Genomic DNA, 21,970 nt, shown 5'->3' with positions numbered 1-21,970 from the left:
CGGCCCCGTTTTTTTGCGGTCCGGCCCTGCGGTTCCCGCAGCGGCGCAAGACGGCTTCCCGTGCGCTCCGTTGTGTCCTGATGGTCACTGACAGCGCTTCAAGACAACGGATTCCGTAGGCAAAGACCCATTGACGTCACGGTTTCCGTCGGATTCCATTCTGCGCAACCGGGAGCGGACACACGACGTACGACCTGATCCGCCGGAGGCGATAGCGCTCCCGGCCCCCACGTCTTGTCGCACGAGTCGATCGGAACCGCCGCATGACCGACACGCTCCACCCCGCCGAGACCGCCGTCACCGAGGCGGACCCGGACAGCCCCCGGAAGCTCAAGCGCTCCATCGGGGTCGTCGGCGGCACCCTCCTCACCCTCTCGTGCGTGACCCCCGCGTCCACCCTGTTCGTGGTCGTCCCCGACCTGTTCGGCTCCCTGGGCACCGCCACCGCCCTCACCATCGCCCTCGGCTCCCTGCTCTGCGTCGCCGTGGCGTTCTGCTACTCGGAGCTGGGCACCCTCGTCCCCAGCGCGGGCGGCGAGTACGCGATGGTCTCCACGCTCGCCGGGCGGCTGGCGGGCTGGCTGGTCTTCGTGCTGTCCCTGCTGGTGGTGATGATCGTGCCGCCGGTGATCGCGATGGGCACGGCCGACTACCTCGCCCCGATCGCCCGCCTCGACCCGTCCTGGACCGCCGCCGCCGTCATGCTGCTCGCCACCCTCGCCGGCCTGCTCGACCTGCGCGCCAACGCCTGGATCACCGGCGTCTTCCTGGTCCTGGAGGTCATCGCGGCGGCCGTGGTGGCGGTGCTGGGCTTCGCCCACGCCGAGCGCGGCCCGGCCGCCCTCCTCTCGATGGAGGTCGCCGGCGCCGAGGGCCGCCCGGACACCGTGACCGCCCTGCTGGTCGTCTCCGGTCTCGCCATCGCCCTGTTCATCACCCAGGGCTTCTCCACGGCCGTCTACCTGTCCGAGGAGCTGGAGAACCCGCGCCGCAACGTGGCCCGCACGGTGCTGGCCACCCTCGGCATCTCCGCCGTGATCATCCTGGTCCCGGTCGTCGCCATCACCCTGGGCGCCTCCGACCTCGCCGAGCTGACCGGCGGCGACATCTCCGCCATGGTCACCGCCTGGTCCGACTCCGCCGTCGGCACCTTCGTCAGCCTGTGCGTGGCCCTCGCGATCGTCAACGCCGGCATCGTCATGGTCATCCAGAACTCGCGCGTCCTGTTCGCCTCCGCACGGGACAAGGCCTGGCCCGAGCCGGTGAACGCCGTCTTCTCCCGGCTCGGCCGCTTCGGCTCCCCCTGGGTCGCCACCCTCGCGGTCGGTGTCCCCGGCGCGGCCCTGTGCTTCGTGGACCTGGACACCCTGTACGGGGTCACGGGCGTCTCCGTCACCGGCATGTACCTGCTCGTCGCGGTCGCCGCCCTGCTCTCCCGCCGCGGCGCCCACCGCGACGCCCGCGCCTGGCGCATGCCGTGGTGGCCCGCCGTACCGGCCCTCCTGATCGTGGTCCTGGGCTACGTCCTCACCCAGCAGGAACCGGGCCACCTCCTGTGGACCGGCGGCATCACGGCCGCGGCCACCCTCTACTGGGCCCTCTACCTGCGCCCCCGCGCCACCACCCGCTGGCTGGTGACCCTGCCGGAGGACGCCCGCTCCTGATCACCGGCGTACCGCGGACGCGGTACGCGACGGCGGCGCCGTACGCCCGTGGGAGGTGACGAGGTTCGGCCTGCGGTCGACAACGTGCCGACAGGTTCACCCCGTACCGTTGACGCATGGATCTTCGACTGCCCGGATCGCGGTGGCTGCGGTCACGGCGGCCGCGACGGACCGCGGCCGCCGCGGCCGCCGTCGTCGTGCTCGCCGGCGCCGGTACCTGGACCGCCGTCGCCTCGGACGACGCGCCCGCGGTCCACCGCGCCGACCGGGTCGTGGCCGTGGGCGACGGGGTGCGCATCGACACCTCGTACTTCACCGCCGGCCGGGACGGCCGCCGCCCCGCCGTCCTGCTCGGGCACGGCTTCGGCGGCAGCAAGGACGACGTGCGGCAGCAGGCCGAGGAGCTCGCGCGCGACGGGTACGCCGTCCTCACCTGGTCCGCGCGGGGCTTCGGCAAGTCCACCGGGAAGATCGGGCTGAACGACCCGGAGGGCGAGGTCGCCGACGTCTCCCGGCTCATCGACTGGCTGGCGGACCGGCCCGAGGTCGAGCTCGACGAGGCCGGCGACCCGCGCGTCGGCATGGCCGGCGCCTCCTACGGCGGCGCCATAGCCCTGCTCGCCGCCGGGCACGACGACCGCGTCGACGCCATCGCCCCGGCGATCACCTACTTCGACCTCGCCGACGCCCTCTTCCCGAACGGCGTCTTCAAGAAGCTGTGGGCCGGCGTCTTCGTCAGCTCCGGCGGCGGCTGCGAGAAGTTCGAGCCCGCGCTGTGCGCGATGTACGAGCGGGTCGCCGAGTCCGGCACCCCGGACGACCGGGCCCGCGAACTGCTCCGGGAGCGCTCGCCGTCCGCCGTCGCCGACCGCATCGACGTGCCCGCCCTCCTCGTGCAGGGCCAGTCCGACTCCCTCTTCCCGCTCGGCCAGGCCGACGCGGCCGCGCGCGCGATCCGCGCGAACGGCGCCCCCGTCGACGTCGACTGGATCGCGGGCGGGCACGACGGCGGCGACCCGGAGACCGACCGCGTCCGGACGCGGGTCCGGGCGTGGTTCGACCGGTACCTCAAGGACGACGAGAGCGCCGACACCGGCCCGGCCTTCCGCGTCACCCGCACCGGAGGCGTCGACTCCACCGACGGCGAGGCCCTGCTGCGCGGCGCGAGCGCGGACCGCTACCCGGGCCTGGACAGCGGCGGCAGGTCCTTCGCCCTCACCGGACGCGAGCAGAGCTTCGCCAACCCGGCCGGCGCCGGCCCGCCCGCCGTCTCCGCGCTCCCCGGCCTCGGCGGCTCCGGCGGCCTGGCCCAGCTGTCCTCCCTCGGCATCGGGGTGTCCCTCGACTTCCCCGGCCAGCACGCCCGCTTCGAGTCCGCCCCGGTCGCCGACGACCTGCGGATCACCGGATCGCCGACCGTCACCGTGCACGTGAGGTCGACCGGCGACGACGCCGTGCTGTTCGGCAAGGTGTACGACGTCGGCCCGGACGGACGGCAGCAGGTGCTGCCCTCCCAGCTCGTCGCCCCGGTCCGCGTCGAGGGCGCCGGGTCCGGCAAGGACGTGACGCTCACCCTCCCGGCCGTCGACCACGAGGTGCGCAAGGGCCACCGCCTGCGCCTCGTCCTCGCCTCCACCGACCTCGGCTACGCCTCACCGGCCGCCCCGGCGACGTACACCGTCTCCCTCAGGAGCGACCTCACGGTGCCCACCGCACCCGGCGTGACCACCGCGGCGGCCCCGCTGCCCGCGTGGGTGTGGTGGCTGCCGGCCGCCGGTGCCGTGACCGCCCTCGCCCTGGTCCTCACCGGCCGCCGCCGTACGGCGGCCCCGGCCCCCGACCCCGGACTCGCCGGCGTACCGCTCCAGATCACCGGCCTGGGCAAGCGCTACGCCCGCTCCGCCGACCGGTACGCCGTGCAGGACCTGTCCTTCCGCGTCGAGAGGGGCCAGGTCCTCGGCCTCCTCGGCCCGAACGGCGCGGGCAAGACCACCACCCTGCGCATGCTGATGGGGCTGATCAAGCCGGACGGCGGCGAGATCCGCGTCTTCGGCCACGCCGTCCGCCCCGGCGCCCCCGTGCTGTCCCGCGTCGGCGCCTTCGTCGAGGGCGCCGGCTTCCTGCCGCACCTGTCCGGCCGGGAGAACCTCGAGCTGTACTGGCGGGCCACCGGCCGCCCGCCCGAGGACGCCCGCCTGGAGGAGGCCCTGGAGATCGCCGGGCTCGGCGACGCCCTCGCCCGCGCGGTGCGCACCTACTCCCAGGGCATGCGCCAGCGCCTCGCCATCGCCCAGGCCATGCTCGGCCTGCCGGACCTGCTCATCCTCGACGAGCCGACCAACGGGCTCGACCCGCCCCAGATCCGCGAGATGCGCGAGGTGATGATCCGGTACGCCGCCGCCGGGCGCACGGTGATCGTCTCCAGCCATCTGCTGGCGGAGGTGGAGCAGTCCTGCACCCACCTCGTGGTCATGGACCGCGGCCGGCTCGTCCAGGCCGGCCCGGTCCACGAGATCGTCGGCTCCGGCGACACCCTGCTGGTCGGTACGCAGGAGCCGGTGGACGAGCCGGTCGCCGAGAAGATCGCCGCACTGCCCGGCGTCGCCTCCGCCGTCCGCACCGACGAGGGACTGCTGGTCCGGCTGGACGCCGGCGGCAGCGCCCCGCGCCTGGTCGCGGAGCTGGTCCGGCTGGAGGTGCCGGTGGCGTCGGTGGGCCCGCACCGCCGCCTCGAAGACGCCTTCCTCACCCTGATCGGAGGTTCCGCATGAGCACGCTCACCGAGCGGAACGAGCCCGTCGAGCCGGCCGGCGCGAGCGGGCCGGCCGGACCGGCGGCGCCCGTCGAGGTCGCCGCCGGCTACCGCGCGGGCCGCACCCTGCCGCTGCGCGTCGAACTGGTCCGGCAGCTCAAGCGCCGCCGCACCTTCGTCATGGGCGCGATCCTCGCCGTCCTGCCCTTCGTCCTGGTGGTCGCCTTCGCGATCGGCGGCGAGCCGGGCGGCCGCGGCGACCGGATCAACCTGATGGACACGGCCACCGCGTCCGGCGCCAACTTCGCCGCCGTGAACCTGTTCGTCTCGGCGGGCTTCCTGCTGGTCGTCCCGGTCGCCCTGTTCTGCGGGGACACGGTCGCCTCGGAGGCCGGCTGGTCCTCCCTGCGCTACCTGCTCGCCGCGCCCGTGCCCCGCATGCGGCTGCTGTGGTCCAAGCTGATCGTCGCACTGGGCCTGAGCCTCGCCGCGATGGTGCTGCTGCCGCTGGTGGCGCTCGCCGTGGGCACGGTGGCCTACGGATGGGGCCCGCTGCAGATCCCCACCGGCGGCGCGCTGGACCCCGGCACGGCGGCCGGGCGGCTCGTGGTGGTCGTGGCGTACCTCTTCGTGTCGCAGCTGGTCACCGCCGGGCTCGCGTTCTGGCTGTCCACCCGGACCGACGCCCCGCTCGGCGCGGTCGGCGGCGCCGTCGGCCTGACCATCGTCGGCAACGTCCTGGACGCGGTGACCGCCCTCGGCGACTGGCGCCACTTCCTGCCCGCGCACTGGCAGTTCGCCTGGGCGGACGCCGTCCAGCCGACGCCCGAGTGGTCCGGCATGATCCAGGGCGCCGCCGTCTCCGTGACGTACGCCCTGGTGCTGTTCGCGCTGGCCTTCCGCGGGTTCGCCCGCAAGGACGTGGTCTCCTGACGCCGGACCGCGCCCGGGTCGCGCGGTCCAACCGGGTGAACCTGCGCAACCGATTCCCCCGAGTCGGGTTGATGAAGGAGTAGGCCACACGACAGCCGAGGGTCAGAACGTGTGGCCTCGGTTGCCGATCTCCATGCGAGGCCGGCCGCTCCCATTCTTCAAGCAGGAAGACAACCACATTGCGACAGACCCTGAGCAGGGGAGTGTTCGCGGCGGCCGCCGCCACGGGCATTCTGTCCCTGTACGGAACCCCCGCCTTCGCCGACTCGCACGCGGTGGGCGGTGCCGAGGATTCTCCCGGTGTGCTGTCCGGGAACAACGTGCAGGCGCCGGTGCACGCACCGGTGAACGTGTGCGGCAACACCGTCGGTGCGGTCGCCGCGTTCAACGGCGCGTTCGACAACTCCTGCGTCAACGGCTCGCACGCGCACCGGGCCGAGGACCGGTCGTCGGACTCCTCCCACGGCACCTCCTCCCGCAGCGGCTCCTCGCACGGCGGTGCGCACGCGGTGGGCGGCGCGGAGAACTCCCCCGGCGTGGCGTCCGGGAACAACGTCCAGGTGCCGGTGCACGTGCCGGTGAACGTGTGCGGCAACGACGTCACCGCGGTCGGGGCGTTCAACACGGCGGCCGGCAACTCCTGTGCCAACGGCTCGCACGCGCACCGGGCCGAGGACCGGTCGTCGGACTCCTCCCACGACGCCTCCTCCCGCAGCGGCTCCTCGTACGGCGGTGCGCACGCGGTGGGCGGTACCCAGGGCTCCCCCGGTGTGCTGTCCGGGAACAACGTCCAGGTGCCGGTGCACGTGCCGGTGAACGCGTGCGGCAACGCCGTCGACCTGATCGGGCTGTTCGACTCCGCGTACGACAACACCTGCGCCAACACCGGGTACGGCTACGGCGAGGACGACACGACCCCGCCCGCCGTCACCCCCACCCCCACCCCCACGCCGGCGCCCGAGCCCGGCAGGAAGACGCCGCCCGCGCCTCCGTCCGTCGACGAGGAGCGGCCCGGCACCGGGCCCCACCTGGCCGAGACCGGCAGCGAGGGCCTGATCGCCGCCTCGGCCACCAGCGCCGCGCTGATCGCGGGCGGGGCGATGCTGTACCGCCGCCGGCGCGTCGGCGCCCGCCGCTAGCCGCTCCCGGGCGCCGGTGCCGGGAACACCCCGCCCGGCCCCGGCACCCACCGGAGCACGACACGTCCCCCGGACCGGCCCGGGCCACCCCGCGAGGTGGCCGGACCGGTCCGGGGGACGCGCCGTTTCCCCGACCGGACGGGGCGGGCGGCGCCGGCGCCGCCCGCCCCCGGCGTCACTGGCCCACCGGCGACGGCGACGCGCTCCGGCTGCCGCCGCTCGGCACGGGAACCGTCCCGCGCGGCGGAGCCGCCCTGAGCCGGCGGCGCACCCCCTGCACGAGCGTCGCCGCCGTGAACGTCGCGCCGTGGACGAAGCGCATGGCCGGTCCGAAGCCGGACGCGGTCACCAGGCCCGCGAGGAACAGCCCGGGGTGGGACGACTCGAAGGTGTGCCCCAGTGCCGGGGAACCGTCGGGCAGGGTGGCCAGCGTGCCGCGCAGCTCGGCGGAGAGCAGCCCCAGCCGGTCGCAGCGCGCCCGGAACCCGGTGGCGGCGATGACGTGTTCGGTCTCCAGGCTGCGCCGGGCACCCTGGAGGCTGACCGTCTCCAGCAGCACCCCGCCCGGCACCGCGCTCGCCTTGGTGACCTCGTGGCCCGGCAGCAGGTCCACCGCCCGCTCCACCCGGCCCCGCACCCACCAGGCGCCCGCGGGACCCAGCGCCGTGGCCGCGATGCGCGACCGGGTCGCCTCCGGCAGCCGCCGGAAGAGACCGGGGCGCTCGGAGTAGAACCAGTTCCGCCAGCCGGGGCCCAGGCCGCTGTGCGGGGAGCGCACCGACTGCCACCAGGGCCGCTCCCAGGGCGGCGGCACGTCGTTCCACCGCAGCCGCTCCGCCCGCGCCAGCACCCGTACCCGCGTGCCCTGCTCGGCGAGGAGCGCCGCGGTCTCCAGCGCCGCCTGACCGCCGCCGATCACCGTGACGTCCTTGCCCTGGAAGCGGCCGAGGTCGCTGTGGTGGCTGCTGTGCGTGACCAGGGCGGGGTGCAGTCCGCGCAGGGTCTGCGGCACCTCGATGAACGGCATCACGCCGACCGCCAGCGCCACGGTCCGCGCGTGCAGCGCCTCCCCGTCCTCGGTGACCACCGTGAAGCCGTCGGGGCCGGGCGTCACCCGGGTCACCGTGCGCTCGTCCACCGCCGGCACGGCGTTCCGGGCGAACCACAGGCCGTACGCCGCGAAGGCCTCCACCGGGATCGGCTCGGCGTGACGTGCCGTCAGCCCCTGCTCGGCGCAGTAGGCGTCCAGCCGCCAGCGCCCGGCCGGGTCGGAGAGGTTGGACGCCCACGGCTCGGACTTCAGGAACATGCCGCCGGGCATGTGGTCCCGCCAGGACGCCATGGGCCGGCCGAACACGCGCAGGTTCAGCCCGGCGGCCGCGGCGTGGGACGCGATCGACAGACCGTACGGACCCGCGCCGACCACCAGAAGGTCGTACATCATCAACTGCTCGCTTTCTCGTTGTCGGTCAGGGAGGGCGAGATCGCCCGGGGGATCGCGCGCGGTGCCGGCACCGGGGCCGTCGCGGCCAGCCGCTCGCGCACCCGGCCGGACACATGACGGCACCACAGGGACCACATCGCCCACCCGGGGCCGCGGTCGTCCCGGGCGTACCAGGCCAGTTCGCGGCCGCCCGGCGCCGGCCGCAGCGCGGCGAACGGCGCGTAGTTCTCCACCACGAACGCCCGTCCGGCCACCGGTTCCCCGTCCGGCAGCTCACGGCCGGTCAGGTCCAGGTGCAGGGCGCGCACCACGTCCAGTCCCGAGCTGTCCGCGAAGAGCCGGAACTGGGCGCCGGGGCGCGGGTTGAAGTCGAGCAGGTGGTAGCGGCCCGTCGTGCCGCAGCGGCGGAAGTCGAGGTCGAGGACGCCGCGGTAGCCGAGTTCGCCGACGAGCCGCTCGGCCAGTGCCCGCACCTCGGGGTTGGGCGTCCAGCGGCCCACGGCGGTCAGGCCCGCCCCGCGCGGCCAGGACAGCTGCTTGCGGCCCGGCCCGCCCGCGCGCACGGTGCCCGAGCGGTCGGCGTAGCCGTGGAAGAACCAGTCCCGGTCCTTTCCCGGCGGCAGGTACGCCTGCAGCAGCAGCCGGCTGCCGGCCTCCTCGGTGCGCAGGTACAGCTCCCGGGCCTGCCGCGCGGAGCGCACCAGTTGGGTGCTGCGCAACCCGGAGCCGGCCGGCAGCAGCCAGGGCCGGCTCCACTTCGCCACCAGCGGCAGCCCGAGCCGCCGCGCGTCCTCGGCGGCCCGCGCCGGGCCGTCCGGGACCAGCGTCACCGGGTGCGGAACGTCCGCGGACGCGCACACGGCGGCCAGTTCCGCTTTGTCGGCGACGCGTTCGGCCAGCGTGCCCGGCATCTCCGGCAGCAGGTAGGAGGGGGCGAGGTCGTCCCGTACGCGGCTGACGGCGATGGCGCTCGCGTCGTCCAGCGGGACCAGCACGGCGGGACGCGCGACCCGTTCGGCCACGCGGCGCAGCGCGGCGAGGATCTCCTGCGCCGACGCCCCGGGGAGGGGCGGGGGGTGCATGCGGTGCGCGTAACGCGACCGGTGGACGGGGCCTCCCGCCGCGTCGGCGACGACGTGCACCTCCACGCCCGCCCTGCCGAGCGACCGCACCGCCCCCAGCGTTCCGTGGTGAAAGGGATTCCGGTCGACCCGCAGCAGTACGGCGGGGACACGGGTGTCGAGCAACAACACGCGTCCTCACTTTCTTTTGGATTTCTTTTGGCGCGGCTCACTCGCACGGGCGAGCCCGGCACTCGAAAGCCGTACGGCGCTGGCGCCGTCGGTTTTCCTGTGCCTTTACTTCATATGACTGTTCGTCAACAAAGGGCGCAGTGTCAGAAGGCGGACGAGAGCGAGAAAAGGAGCAGCCATGGCCCCACAGCACAAGCGGGTCCGGGTCCGCGGGCCGGCCATGGGCGCGGCGGCGGTCGTCGTGTCGGCCGCCCTGGCGGCGGCCGGTCCCGCGCCGGGGGCGGGGGCGGCGCGAGCCGACGACTCCCGCCCTCCGGCGCCGGCCCCGACGGTGCCCGGGGTGACGCCCCCGGTCCCCGCGGCACCGGCCGTTCCCCCGCTGCCGGTCACCACCTGGGACGTCCAGGTGCCCCGTCCGAAGGTCCCGGCCTTCGGCGCCTTCCTCGCCTCGGACGCCCGGGGCGTGGCCCGCGTGGAGCAGCTGAGCCACTGGCTGGGCGGTGCCGAGCTGCGCGTCGGGCACACCTACCTGCCCGGCAACCACTGGAGCGACATCGAGGGCGACATCCGCTTCCTCGAGGACTGGGCGCACTGGCGCAACGCGCGGGAGGACCGGATGCTCGTCCTCAACGTCCCCCTGCAGGAGCGCAACGAGGGGGGCGTCTCCGACGACGAGGTGCGGCGGCTGCTGCGGCGCGGCGCCGCCGGGGAGTTCGACCACCACTTCCGCGCGCTCGCCGAGCGGCTGGTCGCACTGAAGGTGCCGGACACGATCCTCGTGCTCGGCTGGGAGATGAACGGCACCACCTACACCCACCGGTGCGGGCCCGACCCGGAGTCCTGGAAGAAGTACTGGAACAGGATCGTCACCACGATGCGCGCGGTGCCGGGCCAGAAGTTCCGGTTCGACTTCACGCCGAACCGCGGCCGGGACGCCGTTCCCTGGACCCGGTGCTATCCGGGGGACGACACGGTCGACATCATCGGCATGGACGCCTACGACCAGCCGGCCGGAATGTCGTTCGACGAACAGGTGGAGGAGCCCTACGGACTCCGGGCGCACGTCGATTTCGCGAAGGCCCACGGAAAACCCGTCTCCTATCCCGAATGGGGGCTCTTCCGCAACGGTGACAATCCCGAGTACATGCGGCGCATGCTCGCGTGGATGGACGAGCACCGGCCGCTGTACAACACGCTGACCGACTACTGCCCGCACGGCGTGTGGCAGTGCGACGACAACCCCGAGTCGTCCCGCGTCTACCGGTCCGTCCTCTCCGGCCGCTCGGACGAGCCGGCCCCGGTCCCCACCCCCACACCGCCCGGGCCCACCGCTCCGCCGCCCCCGCAGAACTGCTCGCCGCTGGACCTGGGCAGCTTTGTGGAGCACTGGCTCGGCGGGAAGCTCTGCCTGCGCTTCGACTGGTGGTCGCGCAGCGCGCCCTGACGCCGGCCCGGCCGGGCCCACCGCCGTCACCGCTGTCCGTGCGCGTCGGCGGCGGTGGCCGGGCCCGGTACCGAGGCGGCGGGCGCGGGGCCCTCGTCCCGGCCGGGCCGCCCCGGCCGGACCAGCAGCGCCAGACCGCCCAGCAGCCCGCCGGCGCTCGCACCGACCAGGGCGGTCACCGCCGGCGACGCGGACGCCGGCTCGGTCGGCCTCACCGCGCGCGAGAACCGCACCAGCCGGACCTGGGTGCTGTTGCGGGCGTGCTCCGCGTGCCGGGTCAGCGCGAGGGAGACCGCGTCGGCCATGTCGACGGCGAGTCCGGGCCGCGAGGAGGTCGCCGTGACGGCGACCATCGGCGCGTCCGGGGAGGTCGAGGCGCGGATGCTGTCCCGCAGCGTCCGCACCGGCACTCCGGCCCACACCTGTGCGTCGCCGAGCACCGCGAGCTGCGTGGCCACCCGGCCGTACGCCTGCGCGAAACCGCGGGCGGCCTCCGGGGGCGCCTTGTCCGTCGGCACGGCGACGACGTAACTGGTGGCCGTGTACGCCGGGGGCGTGAACAGCCCGTACGCGCCGCCGCACAGACCGCCGACGAGGGTGCCCGCCGCGAGCGCGGACCAGGCCGGCAGCTTCCCGGCACGGGCCAGGGAGGCGGCCAGGGGCGGACGGCGCCGACGGGTCGGGGTGTCGGTCATGACGGGTTTGCTCCCTTAACGACGTCTAAGGTGCGGGGGACGGTGACGAGCCGGCGACGGCCGCCGCGTACACGTCCATGAGGCGGGCTGTGCTGCGGGTGATGCTGTAGTGGTGCGCGGCCCGGGGTGCCGTGCGCGGCCCGGGGCCCGCCGCGCGGACCTCGGCGATCGCGCGGGCGTACGCCTCGGGGCCGCCGCGCACCCGCCGGGCGCCGCCGGCGGCCGCCGCCGGCAGGTCCTCGACCGCCGGGCAGGAGGCGTAGAGCACGGGCAGGCCCGACGCCAGCGCCTCCACGACCGCCAGGCCGAAGGCCTCCTCCGCGGACGGGGAGGCGAGCAGGTCCATCGCCGAGGTGAGCGAGGGCAGGTCGGGGCCCGGGGAGCCGTCGGGGACGCAGGGGCGCTCGCCGGTGAACAGGACCCGCCCGGCCACACCGGCCTCGCGGGCCGTGCGGCGCAGGACGTGCTCCTCGGGGCCGCCGCCCACCAGCAGCAGCCAGTGGTCCTCCGGGAGCCGGGCCAGCGCGTGGACGAGGACGTCGAACCGCTTGCCCCGGGCGAGCCGGCCGACGCCGCCGACGACGAACGCCCCCTCGGGCAGGCCGAGGCGCCGGCGGGTGCGCTCCCGCCGTTCCGGGTCGAAGCGGAAGCGGTCCAGGTCGATGCCGTTGGGGACGACCTCGATGCGGGGCGCGGGCACGCCCCAGCGCCTCAGGCGCTCGGCCACCGCGTCGGAGACGGCGACCGTCGCCGAGCCGAGCCGTTCGCTGGCGAGGTACAGCGCGCGCACCCCCGCCGTCAGCCTGCGGCCCTCCATCTGCGAGTCGCCCAGGGAGTGCTCGGTGGCGACGACCGCGCGGATCCCGGCGACGCGCGCGGCGATCCGGCCGTAGACGCAGGCCCGGTACAGGTGCGTGTGCACCAGGTCGTAGCCGCCGGCGCGGATCACCCGGACCAGGCGCGGGAGCGCGGCCAGGTCGCGGTTGCCGCCCATGCCCAGGTGCACGACGCGGACGCCGTCGGCGGCGAGGCCGTCGGCGACCGCGCCGGGGTTGGTGAGCGTCACCACGTCGCAGTCGACGGGCAGGTGACGCAGCAGCAGCCGCAGCTGCTGCTCGGCCCCGCCGACGCCGAGGCCGGTGATGACGTGCAGCACCCGCATGCCGGACGTCCGGGTGTCCCGCGCCTTCACGTCACGCGTCCCCGTGTCGCACGCCTGCATCTCACACCCCTCCCGCCGGGCGCCGGCGCAGCCGGTGCAGCCGGTGCTTGAGGTGCAGGCGCCACGCCGTGTCGTTCTGGCCGACGTGCACGCGCGGCAGGGCGTGCGGACCGGTCAGCGGGCCGGGGTCGATGGCGCAGGCGTAGGCGTAGCCCGCCTCCCGCACGGCCTCGACGGCGCGGGCGTCGACCGTGCCGTACGGGTAGCAGAAGCCGTCGACCCGGTTGCCGGTCAGCTCCGCGAGCAGCGCGCGGCTCTCGGCGACCTCGGTCTTCAGGGTGACGTCGTCCGCCTTCGTGAGATCGACGTGCGTCAGCCCGTGCGAGCCGATCTCCACGCCCTCGGCGGCCGCGCGGCGGATGCCGTCGGCGGTCAGCAGCGGCTTGCGCGGGCCGAGCGGGTCCCAGGCGTTGTCGCCGCCGAGCCGCCCGGGCAGCACGAAGAGGGTGGCGCCGCAGTCCCAGCGGCGCAGCAGCGGCAGGGCGTCGGTGACGAAGTCGGCGTACCCGTCGTCGAAGGTGAGCCCGACCAGGTCCCGCGCGGCGCCCCGGGCGCGGGCGGCGAGCAGCTCGGCCACGGACACGCCCCGCAGCCCGCGCCGGCGCAGCCAGGACAGCTGCCCCGAGAGCCGCTCGGGGGTGACGGTGATGCGGTACGGATCGTCCGAGCAGTCGCCCACCGAGTGGTACATCGCCACCCACGGGACGGGGCCCGGGCGGCGCGGGGCGGGGAGGGCGCCGGTGCCGGCGGGTTCAACGGAACCAACGGAAGCAGCCATGTACGAGCCTTCGTGTGACGGTGCGTGCGGAGCGCAGTGCGGATGCGGAGCCCTGGACGCCCAGGACCAGGGAGAGGGCGGCGAAGACGGCGGTCACGGTCAGGCAGCCCGCCGCGAGGCCCGCCGCCGGCGCGTCCGGCCGGCTCGCGGCGAACGCCCCGGCGGCGGTGGCGGCGGCCGCGGCGAGCACGGGCCTGCTCAGTCCGGCCAGGACCCGCCGGACGCGGACCGAGACCCCCGGGGCGCCGGTGCGCCGGGCGGTGCGCAGGCCGGCCAGCAGCAGGGCGGCGGTGACGGTGATGCCGAAGGCGTTGGCGGCGGCGATCCCCGCCACCCCCCAGCGGCCCACGGTCGCGGCGCCGATCAGGGAGGTCGCGACGATGCCCGCGGCCATCACCCCGACGGGGTACCAGCTCGGCCGGCCGGTCGAGAAGTACGAGCGGATCAGGGCGCCCACCAGGGTCTGGCCCAGCAGCCCGAGGGCGTACACGCGCATGACGTCCGCCGTCGCGGCGGTGTCGTCCGCGGTGAACGCGCCCCGCTGGAAGAGCAGTTCGATCATCTGCGGGGCGCAGGCGATCACCGCGCACATGCCCAGCAGCACCACGCAGGAGGCCAGCACCAGGTCCCGCTCCACGCGGGTGCGGGCCCGCTCGGTGTCGCCGTCCGCGAGGGCCCGCGCCACCACGGGGAAGGTGACGGTGCACAGCATCAGCGACAGCGTCATCGGGATCTGCGCGACCTTCTGCGCGTAGTTCAGGTGCGAGATGGCCCCCGCGGGCAGCGAGGAGGCCAGGAAGCGTTCGACGAGGACCTGCGACTGGCGGCACAGCGCGAACAGGAGCACGGCGGCGATCAGGGCGAGGCGCACCGGCCGCTCCCCGGCGCCGGCGTCGGTGTCGGCCCCGGTCCCGCCGGACGCCGGCGTGCGCGACGCCAGCTGCCGCAGCAGCGAAGGCAGCTGCACCACCACCATCAGACAGCCGCCCACCGCGACCCCGACCGCCGCGGAGCGCACGCCCCACTCGCCGCCGAGCAGGAACATCGCGGCCACGATGCCGGTGTTGTAGGCGACGTAGATCGCCGCGGGCGCGAAGAAGCGGCGGTGGGCCCGCAGGGCGGCGCTGCAGTACCCGGCGAGCCCGAAGGCCAGCACGCTGATCGCCGTGAGCCGGGTGCAGTCGACGGCCAGGCGCGGATCGGGCAGACCCGGCGCGAGGGCCCGGACCAGGTGCGGGGCGACGGCGGCGACCAGGGCGGCCACCGCGGCGAAGGCCAGGCACAGCCGGGGCAGGGTGGCGGCGACCAGGGCGCGCACCGGATCGCCCGCGGCGCCCCGGGCACGGCGGGCCAGCGCCACGCTGAACGCCGGGATCAGCGCGATCGCCAGCCCGTCCTCGATCAGCAGCGTCGCGGCGATCTCCGGCACGGTCCACGCGACCAGGAAGGCGTCCGTGTCGCTCCCGGCACCGAACAGCCGGGCCAGCGACTGGTCGCGCACCAGGCCCAGCAGGGAGCCGGCGACGGACAGCGACGCCGTGACGAGCGTGGCCCGGGCGAGGAACCGCCGGGACGGCGAGGCCGGGTCGGCGCCGTCCCCGGCCGGACCGGCGGTGCGCGCCGCGGGGACGGCCGCCGCCTCGTCGGCCGTGGACCCGGGGGCCCGGGAGGGCACCACCGTCATCGTGCCACCGCCTCCCCGGCGTGCCCGGGCCCTCCGCCACGGCGCGCGGCCCCCGTCCGCCCGCCGTCGGCCAGCGCCCACCACGCCGTGAGGCCCAGGCCCACGGCGGTCAGCACGGTCGAGGGGCCGCCGATGTCGCCGTACACGAAGTCGGTCAGCGACCAGACCAGCAGCCCGCAGGCGACGAGCCCGCAGTCGAGCCCCCGTCCGCGACGGCGCACCCGCAGCAGCCGCCGCAGCCCGCACACCAGCAGCGCCAGCCAGCTCCCGGCGAGCGTGAGCAGCCCGATCAGGCCCTGCTCGCTCAGCACCAGCAGGTACATGCTGTGCGGGGAGAGCAGCGCCTGGCGGTGGAACGCCTCTCCCGCGCCCTCGACGTCGCTGCCCGACGACAGCGCGAGGGTGGCGTGCCCGTCGCGGTACTCGGGAAAGCCCTTCAGGCCCACGCCGGTCAGCGGGTGCTCGCGCCACATGTCGGCGGCGGACGCCCACAGGGCGTACCGGTCCGTGACGGACTGGTCGGGGGCGTCGGTGACCTGCGTGATGCTGCCGAGCCGCTCCTGCAGCTGTGCCGTGCCGAGGCCGAACCCGCCCACCAGGACCACGCCCGCGGCGACCGCGGCCGCGGCCGTCTTCAGCGCCCGCCGCAGCCCGGCCAGCGCCAGCTGCGCGGTGCACGCCAAGGCGGTCGCGATCCAGGCGCCCCGGCTGAAGGAGAGCGCGAGCGGCGGCAGCAGCGCCAGGGCGCATCCGGCGGCGGCCGCCCGCTGCCGTACCGGGGCCCGGCCCAGCGCGATCCCGACCGCGCACACCAGGCCCAGCGAGACCGCCGTCGCCATGCCCATCACGTCCTGCGCCCCGAAGGTGCCGACCGCGCGGACGGTCTCCCCCTGGTAGGAGGCGCCGGTCCGGGTGACGTACTGGTGCACGCCGACCGCCCCCTGCCACAGGGCGACCCCCACGCACGACCAGGCCAGCACGCGGAAGTCGGTCCGGTGGCGCAGCAGCACCAGCACGGCCGCCGGAACCAGCACGAAGACCTGGAGGTAGCGGCCCAGACCGGTGAGCCCCGCCTCCGGCGAGGAGGCGCCCATCGCGGCCAGCGCGAGCCCCACGACCGGCAGGCCCAGCACCACCGCCGCGGTCGTCGACAGCGGGCGCCGCCTCTCCCGCAGCAGGCGGACCACGCAGTACACGATCACCAGGGCGGAGACCGCGTCGGCGGGTCCCGCGCCGTCCCCCGTGGACGGCAGGGCCAGCAGGGCCACCACCGCCACCAGCGGCAGGACCGGCACCAGCGCGACGGCCCGGGGCGGCAGCGGTGCGGCCCGGCGCGGCGGCGGTGCGAGGGCGTGGCTCACGGTCTGTCAGCTCCCCGTCGGACGGACCAGCGCGGCCGCGGTGCGCAGCAGGATGCACACGTCCCGCCACAACGACCAGTCGTCGATGTAGGCGTTGTCGAACCGGCAGCGGTCCTCGATCGAGGTGTCGCCGCGCAGCCCGTGGACCTGGGCGAGTCCGGTGATGCCGGTGCGCATCCGGTGGCGGGCCGCGTAACCGGGGTAGGTCTGGCTGAACTGCGCCACGAAGTAAGGGCGTTCGGGCCGCGGTCCGACCAGGCTCATGTCGCCGCGCAGCACGTTCCACAGCTGCAGCAGCTCGTCGAGGGAGGTGCGCCGCAGCATGCGGCAGAACCGGCGCATCTCGTGCTCGCCCGCCACGCTCCACCGGGTCGCCGACTCGTGCTCGTCGACCGGGCGGTGGGTGCGGAACTTCAGCAGCGTGAACGGCTCGCCGTCGCGGCCGATGCGCTCCTGCCGGAACACCACGCCCGGCCCGTCGATGATCCGCAGCGTCACCGCGCACACCAGCAGCAGCGGACTGACCAGCAGCAGCAGCGCTCCCGACACCAGGATGTCGAGCATCCGCTTGCCGGCGCCGCCGTCGCGCGCCGGGGAGAGGTCCAGCCGCCGGCAGGGGAACCCGGCGAGCCGTTCCCCCGGCCCGTACGACGGGGAGTCGGGGTCGACCTCCCAGACCGCGCAGCCGGACCCGGCCAGCGCCCGCAGCAGCGGCCCCTGTTCGGCGCGCACCGAGGGGTGCGCGACGAGCACCGCCCGCACCCCGTTCTGGATGACCGCCCGCTCGACCTCCTCGTCCGTGCACAGCACCGGAACGCCCTCGGCGCCGTCCGGCCGCCCGTCGGCGACGATCCCCACCGGCCGCACCCCGCACCGCGGATGGCGCAGCACGGCGGCGGCCACCCGCTGCGCGGTCGCCACCGGCCCGACGACGAGCGCGGCGTGCGGGCGGCGCAGCAGCGCCGCGCGCCGCCGCCCGTGCACGGCCGCGCGCAGCGCACAGCCCGCCACCGCCTGCAGGGCGAGGCCCGTCAGCACGGTCCGGACGGACAGCGCGTGCTCCGGCCGGTACGCCGCCCAGAGCGCCGGGACCGCCAGCCAGACCACCGCGACGCGCCCGCACACGGAGGGCAGTTCCTCCAGCAGTCCCGGTGCCTGCGGGCCGCCGGCGCGCGGGCGCGACAGCAGCGACGCGCCGACCAGCAGGGCGATGAGCAGGGGATGGCGCTGGCCGCCGGCGAGCGCCAGCGCGCCCAGCAGGGCGGCGGCACCGTCCGCGACGCGCAGCGGGACCGGGGAGGCCGGTCGCGCGGGTGGCCTGGGGGAGGGCGGCCGCAGGCCGGTGCCGGTGGTGCCGGCGTCGGTGCCGCGCGGCGGCACGACGGACACGGGTGAGAATCCGTGCTCCCGCGGCGTTGCGCCGGGGGAGGGCACGGTACGTTCGGCGGTCACGAGTGGATGGACTCCCTGTGCTCGGATGGCTCGGCGCGCCGTGTCGTCCGGTGGGCCCCGGCGCCGCGGGCCCTGATGCGCTCGAACGCCCGGGACGGGCGCGCCGTTGCGGTGGCGGGCGGGCCGCCGAGCAGCTCGCGGTAGACGTCCGCGACCGCCCGGGCGGTGTGCCGCACGTCGTGGAGGGACAGCACGTGCCGGCGGCCCCGGTCGCCGAGCGACGCGCGCAGCGGCGGGTCGAGCAGCAGCTCGCCGACGGCACCGGCCAGCGCCCCGGGGTCCTCCGGCGGGACCAGGCAGCGGGCGGGGAAGGAGGGCGGCAGGCTCTCGCGGGCCCCGTCGACGTCCGTGACGACCACGGGCCGCCCGCAGGCCATCGCCTCCAGCGGGGCCAGCGCCATGCCCTCCCAGCGGGACGGCAGGACGACGAGGTCGGCGGCCTGGTACCAGGGGGCGGTGTCGCGGACGGCTCCCGCGAACAGCACGGACGCGGGGGCGTGCGCGCGCAGCCGGTCCCGGTCCGGTCCGTCGCCGACCAGGACGAGGCGGGCGTCGGGCACCCGGCGCGCGACGGCGTTCCAGGCGTGCAGCAGGACGTCCTGCCCCTTCTGCCGGCACAGCCGCCCCACGCACACGGCGAGCGGCGCCCGCGGCGGGAGGGCGGCGAGCGGCGCGAGCCCGGCGCGTACGGCGTCGGCGGGGGCCGGACGGAAGCGCTCGGGGTCGATGCCGTTGGGGACGACGGCCCACCGGCCGGTGATCCCGGCGTGCACGCCCGTCGCGCGCTCCGCCTCGCTCACGCACACCACCCGTCCGGCCCACCGCGCGCCCCACCGTTCCCACAGCAGCGCCAGGGCCGCGGTGCCCCCGTCCACCGCCTCGAACGACCAGGCGTGCGGCTGGAAGACGGTCGGGATCCGCCCGCGCACCGCGAGCCGTCCGGCGAGCCCGGCCTTCGCGCTGTGCGCGTGCACCAGATCGGGGCGCACCTCGTCGATCAGCCGGGCGAGGTGCCGCACCTCCCGCACGAGCGACGCGCCCGGCGACCGCGTCGCCCGCCACTGCCGTACGTGTGCGCCGAGCGCCCGCAGCCGGTCGCCGAGCGGGCTGTCGGGGCAGGCCGCGGTGACGTCCAGGCCGTCCGCCAGCTGGGCTCGGACCAGGTCCGTCACGACCCGGGCGACCCCGCCGTCCACCGGCTGGGTGAGGTGCAGGATCCGCGGTCTGCGGCCGGCGAAGGACGGTTCCGTGGGCACGGTTTCCTCGTTCACGAAGCTCATGGGGGCGCTCGGGGCGGACCGCGGCGCGTTCACCGCTGGGCGTCGACGGCGGCGAAGAGCACGCCGGCCCAGGCCGCGTCCCGCTGGGACGTCAGCCGGAGGGCCGCCTCGTCGCCGGCGTGCGGCAGCGCGCCCGCGAGGTCGAACACGTCGGAGTCGTAGCCGAGGGTGTTGGCGTGCGCCGGTACCCGCGCCGGGGCCGTCCCGGGGTCGCTGACGGTGGAGTTCAGGACGTCGTCGCCGGGGTTGGCGCGGTCGGCGAGCGCGGTGGACACGGGCACGGACCCGCCGGCGGTCAGGACGAGCGAGTCGCCGCCGGTGCCGCGGTCGCCGTTGTACGCCACCAGGCCCACCCGGCCCCCCGCGCCCGCGGGGAAGGGCAGGTCGCGCAGCGGGATCCGCGCCTCCCCGTCGGACCGCAGGGCGGTGAAGCCGTCCCAGAGCGCGAGGTGCCGCAGGGGTTCCGCCGGGTTCTCGTACGCCACCACCAGGGTCCAGCCGCCCCACGCCCCGGCCGCCGATCCGCCCATGGCCACGTTGACCTGCGCCACCGTGTACAGGCCCGGCCCGCTGCCCTGCACCAGGCCGGTCACGTCCGCCGAGGCCTGGAAGGCATCCGCGCCGTCCGCGACGCGGTGCCCGACGACCGTGTCCGCGAGGAGCTCCTTGTACTCCCCGCCGGGTTCGGCGATCAGCACCCGCCCGTTGTCCTCGGGCGGCTTCTGCTCGCCCACGCGCAGGTTGCCGCCCCAGTACAGGCGTGCGTACGTCACCCGGGAGCCGGCGGGCAGACGGACCTCGGCGCGGGAGGAGTTGTAGGTGTTCGGGTCGCTGTCGGCGTCGACGTAGAACATGTCGAAGTCGCCGTTCACCCCGTGGCCGCCCCTCTGCACGTCCCGGCACGAGGACGCCTGCGCGGCGCGGCAGGTGATGGAGGTGTTGGCGGCGCGCACGATGCCGCCGTGCTGGAGCGCGCGGTACCGCTGGGCGAACGGGAGGCCGGGGGCCTCGGGGGCGGGTGCGGCCGGCGCGGCAGCCGGGGAGCCGCAGGGCGCCCACACCGCGGCGAGGGTGAGGGCGCCCACCGTCGCACGGCGAAGCAGCAGACCCAGGGATTGACGCATGACCGTCGGAGCCTTTCGGAACGGGTGGGGCGGGCGGCGGGACGAGGACGTCGCGTCCGCCCGGAGGGGTGCGCGGGGCGGATCGCAACTCTAGTCATCAAACGGACAAATTCACTGAAACTCAGTGAATACCGGCATGTGTGTTGGAATCGTGAATCCGGCTCCCGTCGCCCCACCGCCGTTCCGCTGCCGCGCGGCGGTGCGGGGCCGGGCCGCCGGCACCCCGGGGCGCGGCCCCACCAGGCAGGACGGGCAACGGGGTGAACGGGGCTCACGAACGGCGCATGCCCGGTTGCGGGCAGCCACGGGCGCTTCCACGGTGGGCACAAGATCCGACGTCCACCGAAAGGACTCCCTCCCATGCGTGCTCTGCCCGCACGGCGCATCGCACTCGGCGCGTGCTGCGCCGCCCTCCTGGTCGGGATCACCGGGCCCGCCGCCACGGCGGCCGACCCGGCCCGCGAACGCACCCCCGTGACCTCGTCCGAGGCGCTGCTCGTGCAGGTCAGGAGCCTCGACGCGCAGGAGGGCGAACTCGCCCCGGTCGTCGACCTGCTGGAGGCCGTGCTCGAGGCGGACGGCGGTCACCTGCCCCCGGCCGAGGCCAAGAGGCTGGGCGAGGCCGCCGAGGCCGCCCTGGAGGAGGCGGCGGCGAAGGCCGCGGCCACGGAGCCGGAACCGGGGACCACGGCCACGCCGGCCGCGTCGGACCCGGCGACCACGGCCGTGACGCCGGAAGCGACGCCGGAAGCGATGCCGGAGGTGCCGGCCCCGGAGGAGGGCACGCCGCTCACCGACGAGGCCGACCTCGCGAGCGAGCTGCTGGACACCGTGCGCGAGGCCGTCGACGACCTCCTGGAGCGGCTGCTCTCCGACGCCGAGGAGGACACCGCCGAGGAGCTCTCCTCGGTCGACGAGCTGCTGGCCGAGGTGGCCGCCCTCCTCGACGCGCTGCGCGACACCGGCCCGCAGGCGTCGACCCTGCCCGCTCCGGCCGGCACGGTGCCGGTGACGCAGGTGCCGCTGCTTCCCGCCGTCACGCTCCCCGCGCCCGTGCTGCTGCTGCCGCCGGCCCCGTGAGCGTCGTACGGCGCGGTTCCCGCCCGGTGCGGGCCTCGAAGGGGCGTCACGACCGCTGTCGTCCGGCGGCCTTTCCCCGTCGGTGCCGGCCGTCCCTGGCACGGACGTGCTGAGATCTCATATGAGAAATCACCAGTCTTCGGCTTCCCGGTTTCCGCTCCGGCCGGAAATCGTTGGGCACGGCGACAGAATTCCCCTCCGGCGACCCGCGTTGCCGAAGAAAGGAACACGATGAAGTCCCTGAAGGCCGCCGCCGTCATTGCCGGATCCCTGATCGCCGCCGGCATCGCCGCCCCCGCGTACGCCCAGGAGGCCGACCTGGTGTCCACCGGCCTCGACACCGGCCTGCGCACCGCGGTCCCCTTCGAGGCGATGCCGCTGCAGGAGGAGTCGCACGCGCTCGACACCGAGGACGAGAGCTCGCTGCTGCACACGACGAAGGACGCGACGGCGACGCTGGACGAGGCCAAGCCGGTGCACGGTGACCTGGGGCTGCACGCCTGACACCGCGCCGTACGGAAGTCGGCCCCCGGGATCTCCCGGGGGCCGACTTTCTCGTTGACGCGGTCGGTGACGCCCGTCCGCGGGGGCCTGCGCGTGCTCGCCCGGTACCGCTCGCCGGCGTTCACCGTGTTCGCCGCACGGCGGTGACCGCGTGACGCGTT

Annotated in this window: 17 protein-coding genes; 7 read left to right on the top strand and 10 right to left on the bottom strand. The window is 75.6% G+C overall.

Features of this window, described 5'->3' with window-relative positions; all coding sequences use genetic code 11:
* Positions 1 to 263 precede the first annotated feature (263 nt).
* The 4 genes from GL259_RS14815 to GL259_RS14800 all read left to right on the top strand — a co-directional run bounded on the left by GL259_RS14815 (position 264) and on the right by GL259_RS14800 (position 6,488).
* Positions 264 to 1,664 carry an APC family permease gene (locus GL259_RS14815; protein ID WP_159532934.1) on the top strand — a complete coding sequence of 467 codons (1,401 nt, stop codon included), beginning with the start codon at positions 264 to 266 and terminating at the stop codon, positions 1,662 to 1,664.
* 116 nt (positions 1,665 to 1,780) lie between these two features.
* On the top strand, positions 1,781 to 4,435 hold the full coding sequence (locus tag GL259_RS14810; RefSeq protein WP_159532931.1) for an alpha/beta fold hydrolase: 2,655 nt from the start codon (positions 1,781 to 1,783) through the stop codon (positions 4,433 to 4,435).
* Positions 4,432 to 5,349, top strand: a complete 918-nt coding sequence (locus GL259_RS14805) for an ABC transporter permease (RefSeq protein ID WP_159532929.1) — start codon at positions 4,432 to 4,434, stop codon at positions 5,347 to 5,349. The genes GL259_RS14810 and GL259_RS14805 overlap by 4 nt, the downstream gene beginning before the upstream one ends.
* Positions 5,350 to 5,528: 179 nt before the next feature.
* On the top strand, positions 5,529 to 6,488 hold the full coding sequence (locus GL259_RS14800) for a chaplin (protein ID WP_243762306.1): 960 nt from the start codon (positions 5,529 to 5,531) through the stop codon (positions 6,486 to 6,488).
* A gap of 175 nt (positions 6,489 to 6,663) precedes the next feature.
* On the opposite strand, the gene GL259_RS14795 is transcribed toward GL259_RS14800, so the two are convergent.
* Together GL259_RS14795 and GL259_RS14790 are read right to left on the bottom strand one after the other, a co-directional pair.
* Positions 6,664 to 7,929, bottom strand: coding sequence for an NAD(P)-binding domain-containing protein (locus GL259_RS14795; protein ID WP_159538649.1), 1,266 nt, complete (start codon positions 7,927 to 7,929; stop codon positions 6,664 to 6,666).
* Between the two features lie 2 nt (positions 7,930 to 7,931).
* Positions 7,932 to 9,185 (bottom strand): ATP-grasp domain-containing protein, encoded by a 1,254-nt coding sequence (locus GL259_RS14790; RefSeq protein ID WP_159532927.1) that lies wholly within the window; start codon positions 9,183 to 9,185, stop codon positions 7,932 to 7,934.
* 178 nt (positions 9,186 to 9,363) lie between these two features.
* On the opposite strand from GL259_RS14790, the gene GL259_RS14785 reads away from it, so the two are divergent.
* Positions 9,364 to 10,629 carry a glycosyl hydrolase gene (locus GL259_RS14785; RefSeq protein ID WP_159532925.1) on the top strand — a complete coding sequence of 422 codons (1,266 nt, stop codon included), beginning with the start codon at positions 9,364 to 9,366 and terminating at the stop codon, positions 10,627 to 10,629.
* 26 nt (positions 10,630 to 10,655) lie between these two features.
* On the opposite strand, the gene GL259_RS14780 is transcribed toward GL259_RS14785, so the two are convergent.
* The 8 genes from GL259_RS14780 to GL259_RS14745 all read right to left on the bottom strand — a co-directional run bounded on the left by GL259_RS14780 (position 10,656) and on the right by GL259_RS14745 (position 20,225).
* A complete protein-coding gene (locus GL259_RS14780; RefSeq protein WP_159532923.1) occupies positions 10,656 to 11,324 on the bottom strand; it encodes a lipopolysaccharide biosynthesis protein in 669 nt (222 codons plus the stop codon).
* A 25-nt stretch (positions 11,325 to 11,349) separates the two neighbouring features.
* Positions 11,350 to 12,486, bottom strand: coding sequence for a glycosyltransferase (locus GL259_RS14775; RefSeq protein ID WP_159538647.1), 1,137 nt, complete (start codon positions 12,484 to 12,486; stop codon positions 11,350 to 11,352).
* Between the two features lie 61 nt (positions 12,487 to 12,547).
* On the bottom strand, positions 12,548 to 13,324 hold the full coding sequence (locus GL259_RS14770) for a polysaccharide deacetylase family protein (protein ID WP_159532921.1): 777 nt from the start codon (positions 13,322 to 13,324) through the stop codon (positions 12,548 to 12,550).
* Positions 13,299 to 15,008, bottom strand: a complete 1,710-nt coding sequence (locus GL259_RS14765) for a lipid II flippase MurJ (protein WP_159532919.1) — start codon at positions 15,006 to 15,008, stop codon at positions 13,299 to 13,301. Before GL259_RS14765 ends, GL259_RS14770 begins: the two co-directional genes overlap by 26 nt.
* Positions 15,005 to 16,369: an O-antigen ligase family protein gene (locus GL259_RS14760; protein WP_159532917.1), complete on the bottom strand. Its 1,365-nt coding sequence runs from the start codon at positions 16,367 to 16,369 to the stop codon at positions 15,005 to 15,007. The genes GL259_RS14765 and GL259_RS14760 overlap by 4 nt, the downstream gene beginning before the upstream one ends.
* Before the next feature lie 6 nt (positions 16,370 to 16,375).
* On the bottom strand, positions 16,376 to 17,821 hold the full coding sequence (locus GL259_RS14755; RefSeq protein WP_159532914.1) for an exopolysaccharide biosynthesis polyprenyl glycosylphosphotransferase: 1,446 nt from the start codon (positions 17,819 to 17,821) through the stop codon (positions 16,376 to 16,378).
* Complete coding sequence (locus tag GL259_RS14750; protein ID WP_243762305.1) at positions 17,818 to 19,092, bottom strand: glycosyltransferase family 4 protein; 1,275 nt, start codon at positions 19,090 to 19,092, stop codon at positions 17,818 to 17,820. Before GL259_RS14750 ends, GL259_RS14755 begins: the two co-directional genes overlap by 4 nt.
* A gap of 38 nt (positions 19,093 to 19,130) precedes the next feature.
* On the bottom strand, positions 19,131 to 20,225 hold the full coding sequence (locus GL259_RS14745; protein WP_159532910.1) for a DUF3344 domain-containing protein: 1,095 nt from the start codon (positions 20,223 to 20,225) through the stop codon (positions 19,131 to 19,133).
* A 360-nt stretch (positions 20,226 to 20,585) separates the two neighbouring features.
* Here GL259_RS14745 and GL259_RS14740 point away from each other — a divergent pair, with 360 nt between their 5' ends.
* Complete coding sequence (locus GL259_RS14740) at positions 20,586 to 21,305, top strand: hypothetical protein (protein ID WP_159532908.1); 720 nt, start codon at positions 20,586 to 20,588, stop codon at positions 21,303 to 21,305.
* Positions 21,306 to 21,536: 231 nt separating this feature from the next.
* Positions 21,537 to 21,809: a hypothetical protein gene (locus tag GL259_RS14735; protein WP_159532906.1), complete on the top strand. Its 273-nt coding sequence runs from the start codon at positions 21,537 to 21,539 to the stop codon at positions 21,807 to 21,809.
* The last annotated feature ends 161 nt before the right edge of the window (positions 21,810 to 21,970 follow it).

The organism is Streptomyces sp. Tu 3180, assembly GCF_009852415.1.
In the GTDB taxonomy this organism is placed as follows: domain Bacteria; phylum Actinomycetota; class Actinomycetes; order Streptomycetales; family Streptomycetaceae; genus Streptomyces.
This window is presented reverse-complemented; position numbering and strand designations above follow the sequence as displayed.

Bases quoted from the DNA above. Each gene is read 5' to 3' on its own strand.
- GL259_RS14815 (WP_159532934.1), top strand. From the start codon at position 264: ATGACCGACACGCTCCACCCCGCCGAGACCGCCGTCACCGAGGCGGAC.
- GL259_RS14810 (WP_159532931.1), top strand. From the start codon at position 1,781: ATGGATCTTCGACTGCCCGGATCGCGGTGGCTGCGGTCACGGCGGCCG.
- GL259_RS14805 (WP_159532929.1), top strand. From the start codon at position 4,432: ATGAGCACGCTCACCGAGCGGAACGAGCCCGTCGAGCCGGCCGGCGCG.
- GL259_RS14795 (WP_159538649.1), bottom strand. From the start codon at position 7,929: ATGTACGACCTTCTGGTGGTCGGCGCGGGTCCGTACGGTCTGTCGATC.
- GL259_RS14785 (WP_159532925.1), top strand. From the start codon at position 9,364: ATGGCCCCACAGCACAAGCGGGTCCGGGTCCGCGGGCCGGCCATGGGC.
- GL259_RS14780 (WP_159532923.1), bottom strand. From the start codon at position 11,324: ATGACCGACACCCCGACCCGTCGGCGCCGTCCGCCCCTGGCCGCCTCC.
- GL259_RS14775 (WP_159538647.1), bottom strand. From the start codon at position 12,486: ATGCGGGTGCTGCACGTCATCACCGGCCTCGGCGTCGGCGGGGCCGAG.
- GL259_RS14770 (WP_159532921.1), bottom strand. From the start codon at position 13,324: ATGGCTGCTTCCGTTGGTTCCGTTGAACCCGCCGGCACCGGCGCCCTC.
- GL259_RS14765 (WP_159532919.1), bottom strand. From the start codon at position 15,008: ATGACGGTGGTGCCCTCCCGGGCCCCCGGGTCCACGGCCGACGAGGCG.
- GL259_RS14745 (WP_159532910.1), bottom strand. From the start codon at position 20,225: ATGCGTCAATCCCTGGGTCTGCTGCTTCGCCGTGCGACGGTGGGCGCC.
- GL259_RS14740 (WP_159532908.1), top strand. From the start codon at position 20,586: ATGCGTGCTCTGCCCGCACGGCGCATCGCACTCGGCGCGTGCTGCGCC.
- GL259_RS14735 (WP_159532906.1), top strand. From the start codon at position 21,537: ATGAAGTCCCTGAAGGCCGCCGCCGTCATTGCCGGATCCCTGATCGCC.